The organism is Pseudonocardia xinjiangensis (assembly GCF_050948425.1).
Lineage (GTDB): Bacteria > Actinomycetota > Actinomycetes > Mycobacteriales > Pseudonocardiaceae > Pseudonocardia > Pseudonocardia xinjiangensis.
In genome coordinates, this window is sequence record NZ_CP192009.1 from 651,721 (window position 1) to 670,372 (window position 18,652).

Sequence of the window (18,652 nt, forward strand, 5' to 3'; positions counted from 1 at the left end):
GGAGGTGCACGATGATGCGATCGTACGTGCAGGCCCACCTGGACCTGCTGCTGCTCGCCGCGATCCGGGCGGAGCCGGGTAACGGTGCGGCGGTCATCCGGCACCTGCGTGAACGGTCGGGCGGAAAGTTCGCCCCGTCGTCGCAGAGCGTGTACGCGGCGCTGCACCACCTCGAACGCAACCGGCTCGTCGAGCGGTACCCCGAGCCCCGCAGGTACACGCTCACGAGCTCCGGACGACGGTCTCTCGAGATGAAGCGCAAGGAGCTCGATTCCTTCGTGGCGGGCGTGCACGCGGTGCTCGGGCCGGGCGGTGGCGCGAAAACGCGGCCTACGCGGGCACCCGCCGCGTCTCCCGGATCGCGATCACCGCGGCGAGGCTGATCAGGGCCGTCAGCACCATGTAGGCCGACACCGACAGCGACGTGCCGGTGGAGGTCTGCAGCGCGGTGGCGACCAGCGGCGCGAAGCCACCGCCGAGCACCGCGCCGACGGCGTAGGAGAACGAGGCGCCGCTGTAGCGGAAGCGCGGCTCGAACATCTCGGCGAACAGCGCCGACTGGGGTCCGTAGGACGCCCCCAGGCCGATCGTCAGGACGATGACGGCGAGCACCATCAGCGCCGTGGAGCGGGTGTCGATCAGCAGGAAGAACGGCACCGGCCACACGACGAGGAGCACCGATCCGACGAGGTAGACGGGCTTGCGGCCCACCCGGTCCGACCAGTTCGCGGAGACCATGATGCTGACCAGCCACGAGACGCTGCCGATGATGACCACCACCAGCATCGTCGTGCGGCTCACCTTGAGCACGGACGTGCCGTAGGAGAGCAGGTAGGCCAGGAACACGTAGCCGATGGCGGTGTTGGCGATGAAGCTGACCGAGGCCACCACCAGCTCGCGCGGCCGCTTGCGCAGGACGTCGATCATGGGGAGACGGGCGCGCACGTGCTCGGTCTTCAGCGCCCGGAACACCGGGCTCTCCTCGATCCGCAGGCGGATGAACAGCCCGACGCCGACGAGCACGATGCTGAACAGGAACGGCAGGCGCCAGCCCCAGCTCGCGAACTGCTCGTCGCTGATGGCGGCGCCGATGACGACGAACACCAGCTGGGCGAGGATCAGCCCGGCCGGCACCCCGATCTGCGAGTAGGCCCCGTACCGGCCACGCTGCCCGGCCGGTGCGTGCTCCACGGCCATGAGCGCCGCGCCGCCCCACTCACCGCCCGCGCTGAGGCCCTGCAGCAGGCGCAGCACGACCAGCAGGATCGGAGCGGCGACACCGATCTGCGAGTACGTCGGCAGCAGTCCGACCCCGACCGTCGCGACCCCCATGAGCAGCAGCGACGAGATGAGCATGGCCTTGCGGCCGATCCGGTCGCCGAAGTGGCCCCAGAGGATCCCGCCGACCGGGCGGGCGAGGAACCCGACACCCAGCGTGGCGAACGAGGCCAGCGTGGCCGAGGCGGGCGTCAGCGTCGAGAAGAACTGCGAGCCGAAGATCAGCGCCGCGGCCGTGGAGTAGATGAAGTAGTCGTACCACTCGATCGTGGTGCCCACCGCGCTGGCGAGGGCCACCCGTCGCAGCTGGTCGGGGCGGGACTCCTCCTCCGCCGCGGCAACTGCGGGCGTCAGCTCAGAGTCCACCCGTACCCCCTTGTCATCGCTCACCTTGCGAGCAGCGACGGGGGCGTGTCAATGGTCCGTGATCGACGCGATCAGCTCTCCGGCCGGTGCAGCACCGCCACGAGCACGGAATGCAGGACCTCGGCGTCGGCGGGGTCGTGCAGGCGGCCCGTCCCCCCGCGCACGGCGTACCACTCGTCGGCCTCCTCGTAGCGGACGGTGACCCGGACCTCGCCGTCGTCGCTGCAGCCGGTGCGCAGCTCCAGGGCGCCGGTGATCACGCCGACGTCATCGGTCCAGACACCGCCCGGCGGCGCCGTGATGAGGGAGCTGTGCTCGGTGGGCATCGTCAGCACCTGTTCAACATGTCGAGGAGCGTGGAGCGTTCGGCAGACGTTACCGAAAGATCCCATTTCGACTTGGTGTCGATCCAGAGTGTCGCGTAAGTGCACCAGTACTCGGTGAGCTTGGGCTTCCACAGGTTCGGCGGCTGGTCACCCTTGGCCTGGTTGACGTTGTCGGTGACGGTGAGCAGCCCCGGGCCGTCCAGGTCGTTCGCGAACGCCTCGCGTCGGTCGTCGTCCCAGTCCGCGGCCCCGGAGCGCCACGCCTCCGCGAGCGGCACGACGTGGTCGATGTCGACGTCGGCCGGGTCCGTCCAGGTCGCGCCGTCGTAGGGCGAGTGCCAGACCCCGCTGACGATCTTGCACGGCGGCTTCACGACGACGTCCGTGCCGTCGCGCTGCAGCACCAGGTCGCGCGTGTCGCAGCCGCCCTTGCCCTGCGTCGACCAATGCGGGAACCGGTCGCGGGAGTAGCCACGCATCGACGCGGGCGCCCGCTCCACCAGCGCGTCGAGCTTGCTGTGCGCGTCCCCGGCCCCCGAGGCGCCCGAACCCGGGTCGGCCTCGGGAAGCGATGCGATGGCGGTGCAGCCGCCTGCGCCGATGACGAGCAGCAGCGCAGCGAGGAGCGCCACCAAGATCCGAACGATCTTTCCGAGCACGCCCCAGTAGCTCCCATCCCGGTTGCCGGCACGGGGCGAACCCACGGCCACGACATGACGATCATGCCAGCAGTCCGGTCCGGTCCGAGGGGGCCCCGGGGACCCCTGCGGGTTGCAGCAAAGCCACTTTGACGCAACCAGATGGCATGAAAGTGGCTTCGCTGCAACGGGGGTGCTGGGGTTACCGGGCGCGACCAGCGGCTATCCCGTCGAACGGGTCGCTGCACCGGCGCAGCGGCTCCTGGCCCATGGCGGTGGCGATGAGGGTGCTCCGGGCGGTGGCGGGTGTTCTGATCTGGCTCGTCGCGACGGTCCTGCTGATCGTCGCGCTCGTCCTGTGCCTCACGGTCCTTCTCCTGCCCGTCGGCCTGCTGGTGGGGCGCGTTGCGCTGCGCCTCTACCGCGTCGGGATCCGGCTGCTCCTCCCGCGGCCCCGTGACCTTTCCCGGGGCCTCCGGAAGGAAGGGCGCAGGTGGCGGCGGAAGGTTCCGCTGCCCGGGCCCGCACGGAAGCGCTCGGGATGGGTGGCGACGACGGCGCGCAAGCTGGGGCGCTGACCGCGCCGCCCGGTGGCCCCCCGGGTTGCAGCAAAGCCACGTTCACGCAACCAGATGGCATGAACGTGGCTTTGCTGCGACTGGGGAGCGGCGGCTCAGTCCGCCAGGGCCGCCCGGATCAGTTCCACCGGGTGCTGGGCGCGGCGGGTGGTGCCGTGGGCGATCTGCTGGCGGCAGGACACGCCGGTGGCGGCCACCACCGTGTCGTCCGGTTCGGCGCGCACGGCCGGGAACAGGCGGTCGGCTCCGACCTGCATCGACACGTCGTAGTGCTCGGCCTCGAAGCCGAACGAGCCCGCCATCCCGCAGCACCCGGCGTCCAGCTCGACGACCTCGGCCCCGGGGATCCGCCGCAGCAGCGCCATCGTGGCGGACGTGCCCACCTCGGCCTTCTGGTGGCAGTGCCCGTGGAAGAGGATGCGCCGGCCCGCGGGCCAGGCGTCCTCCCGCAGCGTCAGCGCCCCGCTGTCGATCGCCTCCACGAGCAGCTCGTCGACGAGCCGGGCGCGCCCGGCCACGTCGGTGACGCGGGCGTCGTCGCCGAGCAGCGCGCGGTGCTCGTCGCGCAGGGTCAGGAGGCAGGACGGCTCCACGCCCACGATCGGCCCGGACGTGCCACCGAGCGCGTCGAGCAGCCCGGACGCCTGGCGCTTGGCCTGGTCGAGCAGGCCCTTCGAGAACGCCGCGCGCCCGCAGCAGCCGGAGTCCTCGAGCCGCACCTCCCACCCGGCCCGCTCCAGCAGTTCGATGGCCGCGATCCCGACCGCGGGCTCGGTGAAGCTGGTGAACGAGTCGGCGAGGAACGTGAGCGGGCCCCGGCTCCCCGGTTCAGGAAAGCCACTTTGCTGCCCTGTAAGGGCCTGAAAGTGGCTTTCCTGAACTCCGGCGGGTCGTTTCCGGAACCAGCGCGGGAGCGTGGCGCGGGTGAACGTCGGGAGGGGGCGGGCGGGGGCGATGCCCAGGGTGCGGCCCAGCAGCCTGCGCAGCGCGGGGATGCGGCCGGGCAGGTTCGACAGGGGGGCGGTGGCCGAGCCGAGCCGGTTGAGCCCGCGGATCCCACCGAACACCCGCGACCGCAACGGTGTGCCGTCGACCTGGTGGGCCTGGTGCAGCGCCTCGCTCTTCAGCGTGGCCATGTCCACCGACAGCGGACACTCGCTCTTGCAGGCCTTGCACATCAGGCACAGGTCGAGGGCGTCGTGCAGCCCCTCGTCGGTGAGCCCGACGCGCGGGTCGGGCGCGGTCAGGGCCTTGACCAGCGCGTTGGCCCGGCCGCGGGTGGAGTCGTGCTCGCGGCGGGTGGCCATGTAGGACGGGCACATCACCCCGGCGTCGGTCTTGCGGCACAGGCCGATGTTCATGCAGCGGTCGGCGGCGCCGCGCATGCCGCCCGCCCCGCCTGCCACCACCGTGAAGTCGAGCGCGGTGCGCAGGGGCGGGGCCGGGGGGAGTGCGGGGTCGCGCAGGTGGTCGGTCATCGCGGGCGCGTCGACGATCTTGCCGGGGTTCAGCCGGTTCGCGGGGTCGAAGATCCCCTTCACGCCGCGCATCGCCTCGTAGAGGTCGTCGCCGAACAGCGCCCGGTTGAACTCGCTGCGGGCGAGGCCGTCGCCGTGCTCGGATGAGTTGACGCCGCCGAACTCCGTGACGAGGTCGCGGATCTCCTCGGCCACGGCGCGCATCTTCGTCACCTCGTCGGGCCGGGAGAGGTCGACGAACGGGCGGATGTGCAGGCAGCCCACGGAGCAGTGCCCGTAGAACCCGGCCCGCATCTCGTGCCGGTCGAGGATCTTGGCGAACCGCTCGGTGTACTCGGCCAGCCGCGAAGGGTCGACGGCCGTGTCCTCGACGAACGCGAGCGGCCGGTTCGCTCCCGTGCTCGCGGCCATCAGCAGCCCGAGCCCCGACTTGCGGACCTTGAGCAGGGCGCCCTGCTGGGCGGGGGTCTCGGCGCGCAGCGTGTGGTAGCCGTGGCCGTGGCGCTCCCAGAGCGCGACGAGCCGGTCGAGCTGCCCGGCGAGCTCGGCCGCGTCGTCACCGGTGAAGGAGACGAACAGGAGCGCGTCGGGATCGTCCTGCAGGATCTCGCCGAGTGCCGCGTACTCGATCCGCTCGCGGGAGAGGTCGAGGATCGTGCGGTCCATCAGCTCGACGGCCGCCGGGTCGCAGCTCAGCGCGTCCTCGGTGGCGGCGATGGCGGCGGCGGTGGAGCGGAAGTGGCCCACCGCGATCACGGTGTGCTTCGGCTTGGGCACCAGCCCGACGGTGGCCTCGGTGGCCACCACCAGCGTGCCCTCGGAGCCGACGACGAACGTGGCGAGGTCGAAGCTGCCGGGGCTGGAGGTGGCGGCGGCGGCCAGCCGGTCCAGCCGGTAGCCGCCGGAGCGACGCCAGAAACCGGGGTACCCGCTCCCGATCGCTCCCCGGTTCGCCTCGACCAGCGCGGGCAGGTCGCGGTAGAGCCGCCCCTCCAGTGTGGACGCCGTGGCGCGACGCGCGCGTTCGGCGTCGTCGACGGGGGCGAGGTGCGCGGTGCTGGCGTCGGAGAGCACCACATCGAGCGTGCGGACGTGGTCGATCGTCATCCCGTAGCGCACCGAACCGCTGCCTGCGGAGTTGTTGCCGATCATCCCGCCGAGCGTGGCGCGGTTGGACGTGGAGGTGTCCGGCCCGAACATCAGCCCGTGCGCGCCGGCCGCCCGGTTGAGCTGGTCCTGCACCACCCCCGGCTGGACGCGCGCGGTGCCCGCCTCCGGATCGAGCTCGAGGATCGTGCTCATGTACCGGGAGAAGTCGAGCACCAGCGCGTCGCCGACCGTCTGGCCGGCCAGGCTGGTGCCCGCCCCGCGGGGGAGGACGGCGACACCGTGCTCGGCGGCGATCGCCACGGCGGCGGCCACGTCGGCGGCGTTGCGCGGCGCCACCACCCCGCGCGGGGTGATCGAGTACATGCTGGCGTCGCGCGAGTAGAGGTGACGGGTGTAGTCGTCGAAGGCGACCTCCCCCTCGATCGCCCGCGACAGTGCCTGCGCGAGATCCGCGTGCTGTGTCGGCGACGTGCTCGCCGGCCCGGTCATCCGGCGTCCCGCAGGTGCTCCAGCGCCGCGTCGACCCCACCCGGCTTGATCGGCACCCCCGCCAGCTGCAGACCCATCTGCACACCGCCGAGCGTGCCGGCGAGCGTCAGGTCGTTGAAGTGGCCGAGGTGCCCGATCCGGAACACGGTGCCGGCCAGGCGGCCGAGACCGGTGCCGAGCGACATGTCGAACCGGTCGAGGATGATCCGGCGCACCTCGTCGGCGTCGTGACCGTCGGGCAGTAGCACCGCCGTCAACGACCCGGAGTACTCCCGGTCGTCGGCGCACAGCACCTCCAGCCCCCACGTCCGGACGGCGGCGCGGGTGGCCGCGGCGTGGCGCTGGTGGCGGGCGAAGACGGCGGGCAGGCCCTCCTCGTCCAGCATGGCGAGCGCCTCGCGCAGGCCGTAGAGCAGGTTGGTGGCCGGCGTGTAGGGGAAGAACCCGCGGGTGTTCGCGTCCAGGATCGGCGCCCAGTCCCAGTAGGACCGCGGGAGCCCGGCCGAGCGCGACGCGGCCAGCGCCTTCTCGCTCACGGCGTTGAAGCCCAGCCCGGGTGGCAGCATCAGGCCCTTCTGCGAGCCCGCCACCGTGACGTCGACGCCCCACTCGTCGTGCCGGTAGTCGATCGAGGCCAGCGACGAGATGGTGTCGACGAGGAGCAGGGCGGGGTGCCCGGCGGCGTCCATCGCGGCCCGGACGGCGGGGACCCGGCTGGTGACGCCGGTGGAGGTCTCGTTGTGGACCACGCACACTGCCTTGATCACGTGTTCGGTGTCGGCGGTCAGTCGCGCACCGACGGCATCGGGGACGACGCCGTGGCGCCAGTCGCCGGGGATCACCTCGACGTCGAGACCCAGCCGTCCGGCGAGCTCGGCCCACAGCGTCGAGAACTGGCCGGTCTCGCCGATCAGCACGCGGTCGCCGGGACCGAGCGTGTTGGCCAGGGCCGCCTCCCACGCGCCGGTGCCGGAGGACGGGTAGATCACCACCGGTCCCGTGGTGCCGAACACCGGGCCGAGTGCGGGCAGCAGGGCCTTCGTGAGCTCGGCGAACTCGGGGCCGCGGTGGTCGATCGTGGGCGCCGCCATCGCCCGCAGCACCCGGTCGGGAACGTTCGTGGGCCCCGGGATCTGCAGGAAGTGACGCCCTCCGGTCGGACTCATGCCATGCCTCCAGGTGCGTCGTCGTTGCCGCTTCGTGGAAGACATCTACCGCATCCCGGGTGGGCGCGACAGGCTCGCACGAAGAGACGAGGGCCGAGGCACGCGTATCCGCGTACGGGGGCCTTGACCCGGTGGTGTGAGCCGAACCATACTCCTGGACGGAAACCGCCTTCCGCATTACGGAACAACGACGTCCGGCCGTGAGGAAATGGCATGTCCTATCAGGTGATCTCGATCCTCGCGCTGGTGGCGGCCTTCGTCCTCGCCACCGTGCTGCCCATCAACCTCGGCGCGATCTCGCTCGTGGCGGCGTTCGTCATCGGGACGCTGGCGCTCGACGGGAGTCCGGACGACGTCGCCGACGCGATCTTCGCGGGCTTCCCCGGCAGCCTGTTCGTGATTCTCGTCGGCGTCACGTTCCTGTTCGCCATCGCCCGCGCCAACGGCACCGTCGACTGGCTCGTGCACGTGGCCATGAAGGGCGTGGGCGGCCGGGTCGCCCTGATCCCATGGATCATGTTCCTGGTCACGGGCGTGCTCACGGCGTTCGGTGCCGTGGTTCCCGCCGCGGTCGCGATCATCGCCCCGGTCGGGATGGGGTTCGCGGTCCGCCACAAGATCAACCCGGTGCTGATGGGCCTGGCGATCATCAACGGGGCCAGCGCGGGTGGGTTCTCCCCGCTCAGCATCTTCGGCGTGATCACCAACGGCGTGGTCGCCCAGAACAACCTGCCGGGCAGCCCGCTGTTCCTGTTCCTCGGCAGCCTCGTGTTCAACGTGCTGCTCACCATCGTCGTCTTCCTGATCTTCGGCGGTCGCGAGCTGCTGGGGCGGGTGGCCGACACCTCGGGCGAGACGGCGGAGGAGCCGGCCGCGGCGAGCGCACCGGCCGGGCGGGAGTCGGGCACCAGCGGGGTCGCCTCCGGCGGCGGCCCGGGTGCCGCGCGGGCGACCACCACCGGCGCAACGGGTGCCGGCTTCACCGACAGCGAGCGGCCACCCGTCACCACGCTGGACCTGAACCGCTCGCTCACGCTGGTGGCGCTGATCGGCGTGGCCGTCGGTGCGCTGGCCTTCCAGCTCGACGTCGGACTGCTCGCCGTCACCGCCGCGGTTCTGCTGTCGCTGCTCGCCCCGCACACCTACAAGGGCGCGGTGGCCCAGGTGGCCTGGCCCACCGTGCTGCTGATCTGCGGGATCGTCACCTACGTCAACCTCATGCAGGACATCGGCACGGTCGACTTCCTCGGTAACCAGGTCGCCGCGATCGGTGTGCCGCTGCTCGCCGCGCTGGTGGTCTGCTACATCGGTGCCGCCGTGTCGGCCTTCGCCTCCACCACCGGCATCCTCGGCGCGCTGATCCCGCTGGCGGTGCCGTTCCTCCTCGCCGGGTTCGTGGGCCCGATCGGGCTCATCACCGCGCTGGCGATCTCCTCGTCGGTGGTCGACTCCAGCCCGTTCTCCACCTCCGGTGCGCTCGTCACGGCCAATGCCCCCGAGGACCGCCGCGACTACGTCTACCGCAGGTTGATGCGCTGGGGCTTCTCGATGGTCGTGATCGCGCCGCCTGTCACCTGGCTGTTGCTGGTGGTGCCGGGTTGGCTGTAGGCATGGAGCAGGAGCACGCGGCCGACGGGCCGCTCGCCGGTGTCACGGTGCTCGAGGTCGGTGTCTTCATGGCCGGCCCGTTCGCCACCATGCAGCTCGCCGACCTCGGGGCCAGGGTCATCAAGGTCGAGAACCCGGCCGGGCCGGACCCCACCCGCTCGACCGGTCCGTTCCTCGACGGCCCGGGCTCGCAGCGGCACAGCTCGCCCTTCCTGCGGCTCAACCGCAACAAGGAGTCGGTGGCGCTCGACCTCAAGTCCGACGCCGGGCGGGCGGCGTTCCTGCGCCTGGTGGCGGGGGCCGACGTGCTCGTGGAGAACCTCCGGCCCGGCGCGCTGCGCCGACTCGGTCTCGGGCCGGACGAGCTCGCGGAGCTCAACCCCGGGCTGGTCTACGCCTCCGCGTCCGGCTTCGGGCAGGACGGGCCGCTGGCGGCGCTGCCGGGACTGGACATCATGGCCCAGGCCCGTGCCGGACTGATGAGCATCACGGGCTCCCCGGACGGCGACCCGGTCAAGGTGGGCGTGCCGATCTGTGACCTCGTGAGCGGGCTCTACACGGCACTCGCGGTCACCGCCGCGCTGCTGCACCGCGACCAGCCCCACGGCGACGGGCGAGGGCAGCAGGTCGACGTGTCGTTGCTGGAGTCGGGCGTCTCCCTGGCGGTGTGGGAGGCCGGCACGTACTTCGCCACCGGGCAGGTCGGCCGCCCGCTGGGCTCGGCGCACCAGACGCAGGCGCCGTACCAGGCGGTGCGGTGCGCGGACGGCTGGGTGACGGTCGGGGCGATCACCCCGAAGACGTGGGACGGGCTGTGCGCCGCGCTCGACCTGCCGCATCTGCACGCCGACCCCCGTTACGCCGACTCGAGCGGCCGCCACGCCCACCGCACCGAGCTGATCGCCGCGATCGAGCAGGCCACCACGGCCCGCGACACCGCGGGCGTCGTCGCGGCGCTGGAAGCCGCCGGGGTCCCGTGCGCTCCGATCAACGACTACGGCCAGGTGTTCACCGACGCCCACCTCGCCGAACGGGACTTCTTCTGGGACGCCGAGCACCCCGACCTCGGCCCGGTGCGGCAGCTCGGCTCTCCGATGCGCCTGTCGGGCACGCCCGCCCGCCGGGGCGGCGCTGGACCGGTGCTCGGTGCCGACTCCCGGGCCGTGCTCGGCGAGGTCGGGTACAGCGACGCGGAGATCGACGCGCTGCTCGGGACGATGGCGCGATGACTGACGAACTCCTGGTCGAGCGCGATGGTCCGGCGCTGCGCGTCACCTTCAACCGCCCGAAGTCGCACAACGCGCTGACGTTCGCCATGTACGAGGGCCTGTACGAGGCCTGCGAACGGGCGGACTTGCAGGACGACGTCGCGGTGCTGGTGCTGCGCGGGGCCGGCGGCCGGGCGTTCGTCTCGGGCACCGACATCGCGCAGTTCGAGGGCTTCGACGGTCCGGCAGGCGTGGCCTACGAGGAGCGGATCACCCGTGTCGTGCGGAGGCTGGAGGACACGACGGTGCCCACCGTGGCCGCCGTCGACGGCTACTGCATCGGCGGCGGCCTCGCGCTCGCCGCGGCCTGTGACCTCCGCATCGCCACCTCGGCGTCCCGGTTCGGGGTGCCGATCGCCCGGACGCTGGGCAACTGCCTGTCGATGGACACCTACGCCCTGCTGCTGGGGCACCTGGGAGCGGCACGCACGCTCGACATGCTGCTGCGCGCCCGGCTGCTCGGCGCGGACGAAGCGCACGCGGCGGGGTTCGTCACCCAGCTCGTGGACGACGCCGAGGCCCTCGACGCGGCGCTCGCCGAGACCGTCGAGGCACTGGCCTCCCACGCTCCGCTGAGCATGTGGGCGGCCAAGCAGGCGATCACCCGGCTGCGGCGCGCGGGCCTCCCGAACGGTGACGACATCGTCTCGCGGGTGTACGGGAGCGCCGACTTCCAGGCCGCCGTGCGGTCCTTCGCGACGAAAGAAAGTGTGACGTGGAAAGGCGAGTGAGGCCTGCCGACTAACGTGCCCTGTCGGCAGCTCGCCCAACCGGAACGGGGAGAACCATGACTGGTGTGGCGCAACCCGACCGCAGTGGCGGTGTGCAGTCCCTGGACAGGGCGTTCGCCCTGCTCGAGCACATGGCCGACGCGGGTGGCGACGTCGCGCTCTCCGAGCTCGCCGTCCGGTCGGGTCTCCCGTTGCCGACGATCCACCGGATCATCCGCACGCTCGTGACGTCGGGATACGTCCGGCAGCTGCCGTCGCGCCGCTACGGGCTGGGGCCGCGGTTGATCGGGCTGGGTGAGGCCGCGTCCCGGATGCTGGGGGAGTGGGCACGCCCGCAGCTCGCCCAGCTCGTCGACCAGGCCGGGGAGACCGCCAACCTCGCGATCCTCGACGGGGACGCCGTCGTCTACGTCGCGCAGGTTCCGTCGCGGCACTCCATGCGCATGTTCACCGAGGTCGGGCGCCGGGTGCCGGTGCACTGCACGGGGGTGGGCAAGGTGCTGCTGGCACAGCTGCCGCCCGCTCAGGTGCACGCCATCGTGGTGCGCGCCGGCATGCCGGCGCAGACGCCGCACACGATCACCGACCCCGACCGGCTCGCCCGTGAGCTCGAACGGATCCGGCACCAGGGCTACGCGGTCGACGACGCCGAGCAGGAGATGGGCGTGCGCTGCGTCGCCGTCGCAGTGCCGGGTGGGCGCTCGACCACGGCGTTGTCGGTCTCCGGGCCGGAGACGCGGGTCACGTGGGCCGTGGTGGAACGTATGGTGCCGCTGTTGCAGCAGGCGGCCGCGGCGCTCGCCGGCCAGCTCGACGGACGGGGGGTCACGGCGTAGATGAACGAGGAACACCTGCGGCTGTGCGCGAGCGGCGAATGGGCCCGGCTCGTGGCCGACGACCTGCTGCCCTGGGTGCTGGGTGAGAACGACGGCATCGGGGACGACGTGCTGGAAGTCGGTGCCGGCCCCGGTCTGGTCACCGACCTGCTCGTGGAACGAGCCCCCCGGGTCACCGCGGTGGAGATCGACCCGGAGCTCGCGTCGGCGCTGCGGGAGCGGATGAGCGGCAGGCCCGTGGAGGTGATCACGGCGGACGCCACGGCGATGCCGCTGCCCGATGACCGGTTCTCCGCCGCGTTCTGCTTCACGATGCTGCACCACATTCCCGACGCCGCAGGTCAGGACCGCGCGCTGGCGGAGATCGCCCGCGTACTGCGACCGGGCGGTGTGCTGCTCGGCACCGACGGCCAGGACACCCCGGCCCGGCGGGCCCTGCACGTCGACGACGTCTTCAACCCCGTCGACCCGGCCGTGCTGCCGTCCCGGCTCACCGCGGCCGGGTTCACCGAGGCCGAGGTGGAGAGCAACGGCGACAGGTTCCGCTTCCGCGCCCGCCGCTGACCCCGCTGGTCCGCGGGATCGCCGCTGCCCCCTATCGGGACCGGTGGCCTCGGCGGACCCGGTGGTGTACTGCCAGGCCCCCGGCGCCGCGCCCCCGGCCAGCAGGTCCCTGTCGGCCTCCCCACCAGGCTTCGCACCGCGGATCCTCAGACGAGCTGCTCCAGATCCGCCTGACCGTTCAGCCAGGACCGCAGCAGCTCCTTGCGGACCTTTCCGGTCGAGTTCCTCGGCAGCCGGGCCAGCCGTTCGAGCCGGGACGGCAGGTACCAGTCCGTCATGCCCTGCGCGGTGAGGTACTTCCGCAGCTCCTCCAGGGTCGGCGCGGCGTCACCCCGGACCGTGATCACGGCGCACGCGAGCTCGGCGTCGTGCTCGTCGACGTAGCCGACCACCGCGACGTCGCCGACGGCCGGATGTTGCATCAACAGGTCTTCCACGTCGGCGATCGGGATCATGAACGCGCCGCCGACCCGGTCGGCGACCCGTCCCATCAGGCGAATTCCCCCGTGCCCGTCCCAGACCGCGAGGTCGCCGGTGTCGTACCAGCCGTCGTCGTGCTCCCGGGTCACGGTCAGCTGGTTCTCCTCGCCCCGGACGGTGGCCAGGCACACCGCCGGGCCACGGACGAAGAACCGCCCCGGCTGCCCAGGGGTGACCGGCGCATCGGAGCGGATGTCGATCTCGTAGCCGGGGAAGGGCCGCCCGTCGCTCTGCAGCGTCCAGTCGATGGGGTCGTCGGCCCTGGTCATGGTCGCGCAGCCGACCTCGGTCATGCCCCACTCCGAACGCAGGCCGATGCCGAAGGTCTCGATCACCGTCTTCACCACCCGGCTGGGGATCTTCGTGCCGGTGGCGGCCAGGACCCGAAGCGACGGCAACGGCGGCGGACGCTCCGCCACCGCGGCCACGAGCTGGTCGTAGTAGCTCGGCGCGGCCATCATGACCGCGACCCGCGCCTGTTCGAGCACTGCCAGCCCCGCTGACCCCGACCAGGTGTCCAGCAGGACGGCTCGCGCACCGGTCTGTAGCGGGATGTAGAGGGAGAACACGGTCCCGAGGCTGTACATCGCGCTGTGCGGGGTGAAGACGGCGTCTGCGGCAGTGATCGACTCGGCCGCTGCCAGTCCCGAGGAGCCCGCGTGCCAGGTGTTCTGCGTTCCCAGCACCCCCTTGGGCCGGCCCGAGGTGCCGGAGGTGAAAAGGACGATGAACACCGCGTCCGGGTCCTCTTCCGCATCGTCCAATGCGACGGGATGCCGCTCTTCCCACGGCGTGTTCTCGAAGAACTCGCCGAATTCGATCTCGGTGCCCGGTTCGGCCCGGCCGAGGACGACGAGCTTGCGCAGTCCGGGCAGATCCGCGGCGACCGATCGGGCCATTTCGGCGTGGTCGAACCCGTCCCACCGGTCGATGGTGATGAATACGTCGGCGTCCGCCCGAGCGAGAAGCCGTCCGAGCTCACGCCCCCGGATCGTGGTCATGACGGGGGCGATGACCGCGCGGAGCCGGGCTGCCGCCACGTACAGGGCGCAGGCCTGCCACCAGTTCGGCAGCTGCATGGCCACGACCTGGCCAGGCCGGACACCGAGCTCGTACAGCGCGCCGGCGAAGCGTTCCACCATGTGTGCGTAATGGGCGTAGGTGACGGTCGTCCGCCGCCCGTCCGCCGCAAAGGCGTCGATCGCCACCGCATCGGGGCTGGCGTCCCGCCATTTGCGCAGATCATTGATAATGCCGGTGTCCCGCCACCAGCCGTCCGATCGGTATTTTGCCGCCAATTCGGCCGAAGCGCGCACGGTGCACATCTCCGTCTGATCCTGTCGCATACACCACACTCCTCTGCTAACCGCTGGCGCATTTCCCGGAGGCGCTTGTTTACTCAGTATCGAGGCGTGCCGCGCCAATTTCTATTCCGAGAGTGCGGCGACTCGGTTCGGGAGCGCGGATACGACGGCCGCGCCGAGCGGACGCCCGGCGGCGGGCACCGCAAGCAGGCGCAACTGCTGCAAGAGTTTGCAGGAACCTGCGTTACGCTTGCGGCATGACACGACGGCTCGCGGTGGTGGCGCAGAAGGTGGGGGTCAGCGAGGCCACGGTCAGCCGGGTGCTCAACGGGAAGCCGGGAGTCTCGGAGGCCACCCGTGATGCCGTGCTCACGGCGCTCGACGTGCTCGGCTACGAGCGGCCCACCCGCCTCCGCGGGGAACGCGCCCGGCTGGTCGGGCTGGTGCTCCCCGAGCTGCAGAACCCGATCTTCCCCGCGTTCGCCGAGGTGGTGGGTGGTGCGCTGGCCCAGCAGGGCCTCACCGCGCTGCTCTGCACGAGCTCGGCGGGCGGGGTCAGCGAGGCGGCGTACGTCGACCTCCTGTTGCAGCAGCAGGTGTCGGGCGCGATCTTCGCCGGCGGCCTCTACACCGAGGCCGACGCCCGGCACGACCACTACCGGCTCCTGCTGCAACGCAAGCTGCCCACCGTGCTCACCAACGCCGCTGTCGACGCGCTGGGGCTGCCGCAGGTCTCGTGCGACGACGGCGCGGCCGTCGAGCAGGCGTTCAACCACCTGGTGGCGCTCGGCCACCGCCGCATCGGGCTGTTGCTCGGCCCCGCGTCCCACGTGCCGTCGCGGCGCAAGCTCGCCGCGTTCGCCGCCGCCAACGCCCGCGCCGGCCGTCCGGAGGGCGACAGGCTCGTCGAGCACGCGATGTTCTCGCTGGAGAGCGGCCAGGCCTCGATGCTGCGGCTGCTCGACCAGGAGGTCACCGGGGTGATCTGTGCGAGCGACCCCCTCGCACTCGGCGCCATCCGGGCGGCGCGCCGCCGGGGCCTGTCGGTACCGGGCGACCTCTCGGTGATCGGCTACGACGACTCGACCCTGATGAGCTGCGTCGACCCGGCCCTCACCACGATCCGGCAGCCGATCGAGGCGATGGGCCGGGCCGCGGTCGACCTGCTGGTCCACCAGATCGAGGGCAGCGCGGTGGGCACCGCGGAGCTGATGTACGAGCCGGAGTTGGTGGTGCGCTCCTCGACAGGACCGGCGAAGGCACGTTGATGTCGATAAAGTGACGAGATTCCGTCAGTCTCTTGCGGATATCTGACGCACACCGCTACCGTCCCCGCTCACACGATCGGGTGACGCGAGCGGGGGCGCATGGACGGGCTGGCGGCGCACGACGAGCTGTGGTGGCGCGATGCGGTGATCTACGAGGTCTACCCCCGCAGCTTCGCCGACGGCGACGGGGACGGCATCGGTGACCTGGCCGGCGTCCGGTCGCGGCTCGGCCACCTGCGCGATCTCGGTGTCGACGCCATCTGGTTCACGCCCTGGTACCTCTCCCCGATGGCCGACGGCGGCTACGACGTCACCGACTACCGCGCGATCGACCCGGCGTTCGGCACGCTCGCCGAGGCGGAGGAGCTGATCGCCGCCGCCCTCGCCGTCGGTATCCGCACGATCGTCGACGTCGTCCCGAACCACGTGTCCGACCAGCACCCCTGGTTCCAGGCCGCGCTGGCCACCGCGCCCGGCTCGCCGGAGCGTGCGCGCTTCTGGTTCCAGCCGGGCCGCGGCCCCGGCGGTGCCGAGATGCCGACGCACTGGCCGTCGATGTTCGGCGGCGACACCTGGACCCGCACCAAGAACGCCGACGGGACATCGGGGGAGTGGTACCTGCACCTGTTCAGCTCCGGGCAGCCCGATCTCAACTGGAGCCACCCCGACGTCCGCCGGGAGCACGAGGACGTGCTGCGGTTCTGGTTCGACCGCGGCGTCGCCGGCGTCCGGATCGACTCGGCCGCGCTGCTGGTCAAGGACCCAGCACTGCCGGAGATCCCGGCCGACCCCGGTCCGGGCGAGCACCCCAACACCGACCGCGACGAGCTGCACGAGATCTACCGCGGCTGGCGGGAGATCGCCGACTCGTACCCGGCGGACCACGGCCCGGGCCGGCGGATCCTGGTCGGGGAGATCTGGCTGCCCGACGTCGAGCGCTTCGTCCGCTACCTGCGTCCCGACGAGCTGCACACGGCGTTCAACTTCGACTTCCTGGCCCGGCCGTGGGACGCGGCACAGCTGCGCGCGTCGATCGACGCCACCCTGGCCGCCCACGCGCCGGTGGGCGCGCCCGCCACCTGGGTGCTGTCCAACCACGACGTGACGCGGCCGGTCACGCGCTACGGCCGTGCCGAGTCCGGGTTCTCGTTCGCGGCCAAGCGGGCGGGCACCCCGACCGACCTGGAACTGGGCAGGGGGCGGGCGAGGGCGGCCGCGCTGCTCTCGGCGGCGCTGCCCGGTTCGCTCTACCTCTACCAGGGCGACGAGCTGGGGCTGCCCGAGTACGAGGAGCTCGACGACGACCTCCGGCAGGACCCGATGTACCTGCGCTCGGGGGGCGTCGACCCCGGCCGGGAGGGCTGCCGGGTGCCGCTGCCGTGGCACGGTGACCGTCCGCCGTTCGGGTTCTCGCCGCCGGGTGCGCAGCCCACGTGGCTGCCGCAGCCCGTGGAGTGGGGGGAGCTGACCGTGGCGGCGCAGGAGGCCGACCCCGGTTCGATGCTCGCCCTGTACCGCGCCGCGCTCCGGATCCGCCGTGCCGAGCCCGGCCTCGGCGACGGCCCGATGGAATGGCTACCCGCCGCGGACGGCGTGCTGGCGTTCCGCCGCGGACCGTCGTTCACCTGCGTGGTGAACCTGTCGCCCCGGCCCGCGGTGCTGCCTGCCCACACCGCGGTGCTCCTGGCGAGCGCCCCCCTGACCGACGGCGGGCTGGCCCGCGACACCGCGGTCTGGCTACGCACGTCCCCGTGATCGGACGGCACCGGCACTGACGAGAGGGAGCGACAATGAGGTCCATCCGCAAGGCCGCCACCGCGGTATCGGCAGCGCTGGTCGTCGCCGGTCTGCTGGCCGCGTGCAGCAGTTCGTCCGACGATCCGGCGGCCGGCGGGAAGACGGCCATCACGGTGGTCAGCCTCAAGCCGGGCAGCGAGCAGGCGGCGTTCGACGCCTTCGAGAACCAGGTCAGGCAGTTCGAGGCCGCGAACCCGGACATCGACGTGACCTCGCAGGAGTACGAGTGGACGGGCCCCACGTTCACCGCGCAGCTCGCCGGGGGCACCCTGCCGACCGTCTTCACGGTGCCCTTCACCGACGGCAAGGCGCTGATCGAGCGCGGGCAGCTCGCCGACCTCACCGAGCACGTCCGGGGTTTCGGCTACGCCGACAAGTTCAACGAGACCGTGCTGCAGTCCGGGCAGAGTGACGACGGCGGGATCTTCGGGGTGCCCACGGCGGCCTACGGCGTCGGCCTGCACTACAACCGCACGCTCTTCGCGCAGGCCGGGCTCGACCCGGACAAGCCCCCGGCCACCTGGGACGAGGTGCGCACCTACGCGAAGCAGATCGCCGAGCGCACCGGGCAGGCGGGCTACGCGCAGATGACCGAGGAGAACACCGGCGGCTGGATGCTGACCTCGCTCACCTACGCACTCGGTGGCCGGATGCAGACCGTCAACGGCGACAAGGTCGAGGCCACGATCGACAACCCCGGCGCGCGGGAGGCGCTGACCCGGCTGCGGGACATGCGCTGGCAGGACAACTCGATGGGCAGCAACTTCCTCTACGACTGGGGAACCATTAACCAGGAGTTCGCCGCCGGCCGGATCGGCATGATCATGGGCGGCTCGGACATCTACGAGTCTCTGGCGCAGCAGAACAACATCAACCCGGCCGACTACGGGCTGTCCGTGCTGCCGCTCGCGCCGGGCGCGTCGGCCGGCCTGCTCGGCGGCGGCACGCTCGCCGCGGTGAACATCAAGGCCACGCCGGAGCAGCAGGCCGCCGGGGCGAAGTGGATCGACTTCTACTACATGGCCAAGTACCTGAAGCAGGACGCGGCGGAGCTCGACGCCAGGACGCTGGCCGAGAGCGACCAGCCGGTCGGCCTGCCGGAGCTGCCGGTCTTCGACAAGGCGACGCTCGACCAGTACAACGAGTGGATCAAGCCGTACGTCAACGTGCCGCTCGACCAGATGCGCTTCTTCTCCGACGGGATCTTCGACCAGGACCTCGCCGGTGAGCCCACGGCGCGCACCCAGGAGATGTACGCGGTGCTGGACACCGTCGTGCAGGCGGTGCTCACCGACCAGGGTGCCGACATCACGACGCTGCTGAGCACGGCCGACGCCGAGGTCCAGGCGATCATCGACCGGGGCTGA

The 18,652-nt window shown here is 71.7% G+C and carries 16 protein-coding genes; 10 read left to right on the plus strand and 6 right to left on the minus strand.

Annotation, left to right across the window (positions count from 1 at the left end; genetic code table 11):
* The first annotated feature begins 11 nt into the window (after window positions 1-11).
* Entirely contained in the window at window positions 12-383 is a 372-nt protein-coding gene (locus tag ACQPZA_RS03195) for a PadR family transcriptional regulator (protein WP_433278217.1), read from the plus strand.
* Here ACQPZA_RS03195 and ACQPZA_RS03200 read toward each other — a convergent pair.
* From ACQPZA_RS03200 to ACQPZA_RS03210, 3 genes are all read right to left on the minus strand, one after another.
* Window positions 331-1,644, minus strand: a complete 1,314-nt coding sequence (locus ACQPZA_RS03200; protein ID WP_433278219.1) for an MFS transporter — start codon at window positions 1,642-1,644, stop codon at window positions 331-333. The genes ACQPZA_RS03195 and ACQPZA_RS03200 overlap by 53 nt on opposite strands.
* A gap of 71 nt (window positions 1,645-1,715) precedes the next feature.
* On the minus strand, window positions 1,716-1,970 hold the full coding sequence (locus tag ACQPZA_RS03205; RefSeq protein WP_169398307.1) for a hypothetical protein: 255 nt from the start codon (window positions 1,968-1,970) through the stop codon (window positions 1,716-1,718).
* Between the two features lie 2 nt (window positions 1,971-1,972).
* Window positions 1,973-2,680 (minus strand): HNH endonuclease family protein, encoded by a 708-nt coding sequence (locus tag ACQPZA_RS03210; protein ID WP_433278221.1) that lies wholly within the window; start codon window positions 2,678-2,680, stop codon window positions 1,973-1,975.
* Window positions 2,681-2,889: 209 nt separating this feature from the next.
* Here ACQPZA_RS03210 and ACQPZA_RS03215 point away from each other — a divergent pair, with 209 nt between their 5' ends.
* A complete protein-coding gene (locus ACQPZA_RS03215) occupies window positions 2,890-3,186 on the plus strand; it encodes a hypothetical protein (protein WP_433278224.1) in 297 nt (98 codons plus the stop codon).
* A 95-nt stretch (window positions 3,187-3,281) separates the two neighbouring features.
* On the opposite strand, the gene ACQPZA_RS03220 is transcribed toward ACQPZA_RS03215, so the two are convergent.
* Together ACQPZA_RS03220 and ACQPZA_RS03225 are read right to left on the minus strand one after the other, a co-directional pair.
* The gene (locus ACQPZA_RS03220; protein ID WP_433278226.1) at window positions 3,282-6,263 is read right to left on the minus strand and encodes an FAD-binding and (Fe-S)-binding domain-containing protein; all 2,982 of its coding nucleotides are present in this window, start codon (window positions 6,261-6,263) and stop codon (window positions 3,282-3,284) included.
* The gene (locus ACQPZA_RS03225; RefSeq protein ID WP_433278228.1) at window positions 6,260-7,429 is read right to left on the minus strand and encodes a pyridoxal-phosphate-dependent aminotransferase family protein; all 1,170 of its coding nucleotides are present in this window, start codon (window positions 7,427-7,429) and stop codon (window positions 6,260-6,262) included. Before ACQPZA_RS03225 ends, ACQPZA_RS03220 begins: the two co-directional genes overlap by 4 nt.
* A 213-nt stretch (window positions 7,430-7,642) precedes the next feature.
* Here ACQPZA_RS03225 and ACQPZA_RS03230 point away from each other — a divergent pair, with 213 nt between their 5' ends.
* Genes ACQPZA_RS03230 through ACQPZA_RS03250 form a run of 5 tightly spaced genes read left to right on the plus strand, consistent with a single transcriptional unit; the run spans window position 7,643 to window position 12,436 of the window.
* The gene (locus tag ACQPZA_RS03230; protein WP_169398882.1) at window positions 7,643-9,037 is read left to right on the plus strand and encodes an SLC13 family permease; all 1,395 of its coding nucleotides are present in this window, start codon (window positions 7,643-7,645) and stop codon (window positions 9,035-9,037) included.
* A gap of 2 nt (window positions 9,038-9,039) precedes the next feature.
* Window positions 9,040-10,266, plus strand: a complete 1,227-nt coding sequence (locus ACQPZA_RS03235) for a CaiB/BaiF CoA transferase family protein (RefSeq protein WP_433278230.1) — start codon at window positions 9,040-9,042, stop codon at window positions 10,264-10,266.
* On the plus strand, window positions 10,263-11,036 hold the full coding sequence (locus ACQPZA_RS03240) for an enoyl-CoA hydratase (protein WP_433278232.1): 774 nt from the start codon (window positions 10,263-10,265) through the stop codon (window positions 11,034-11,036). Before ACQPZA_RS03235 ends, ACQPZA_RS03240 begins: the two co-directional genes overlap by 4 nt.
* 56 nt (window positions 11,037-11,092) lie before the next feature.
* The gene (locus ACQPZA_RS03245; RefSeq protein ID WP_169398885.1) at window positions 11,093-11,872 is read left to right on the plus strand and encodes an IclR family transcriptional regulator; all 780 of its coding nucleotides are present in this window, start codon (window positions 11,093-11,095) and stop codon (window positions 11,870-11,872) included.
* Window positions 11,873-12,436 (plus strand): class I SAM-dependent methyltransferase, encoded by a 564-nt coding sequence (locus ACQPZA_RS03250; protein ID WP_433278235.1) that lies wholly within the window; start codon window positions 11,873-11,875, stop codon window positions 12,434-12,436. It begins immediately after the preceding gene.
* 146 nt (window positions 12,437-12,582) lie between these two features.
* On the opposite strand, the gene ACQPZA_RS03255 is transcribed toward ACQPZA_RS03250, so the two are convergent.
* Window positions 12,583-14,262, minus strand: coding sequence for an AMP-binding protein (locus ACQPZA_RS03255; RefSeq protein ID WP_433278238.1), 1,680 nt, complete (start codon window positions 14,260-14,262; stop codon window positions 12,583-12,585).
* A 215-nt stretch (window positions 14,263-14,477) separates the two neighbouring features.
* Here ACQPZA_RS03255 and ACQPZA_RS03260 point away from each other — a divergent pair, with 215 nt between their 5' ends.
* The 3 genes from ACQPZA_RS03260 (at window position 14,478) to ACQPZA_RS03270 (ending at window position 18,652) form a co-directional block, all read left to right on the plus strand.
* The gene (locus ACQPZA_RS03260) at window positions 14,478-15,488 is read left to right on the plus strand and encodes a LacI family DNA-binding transcriptional regulator (RefSeq protein ID WP_433278240.1); all 1,011 of its coding nucleotides are present in this window, start codon (window positions 14,478-14,480) and stop codon (window positions 15,486-15,488) included.
* Window positions 15,489-15,587: 99 nt separating this feature from the next.
* Window positions 15,588-17,243 (plus strand): glycoside hydrolase family 13 protein, encoded by a 1,656-nt coding sequence (locus ACQPZA_RS03265; RefSeq protein ID WP_433278242.1) that lies wholly within the window; start codon window positions 15,588-15,590, stop codon window positions 17,241-17,243.
* A 35-nt stretch (window positions 17,244-17,278) separates the two neighbouring features.
* Window positions 17,279-18,652, plus strand: coding sequence for an ABC transporter substrate-binding protein (locus ACQPZA_RS03270; protein WP_433278244.1), 1,374 nt, complete (start codon window positions 17,279-17,281; stop codon window positions 18,650-18,652).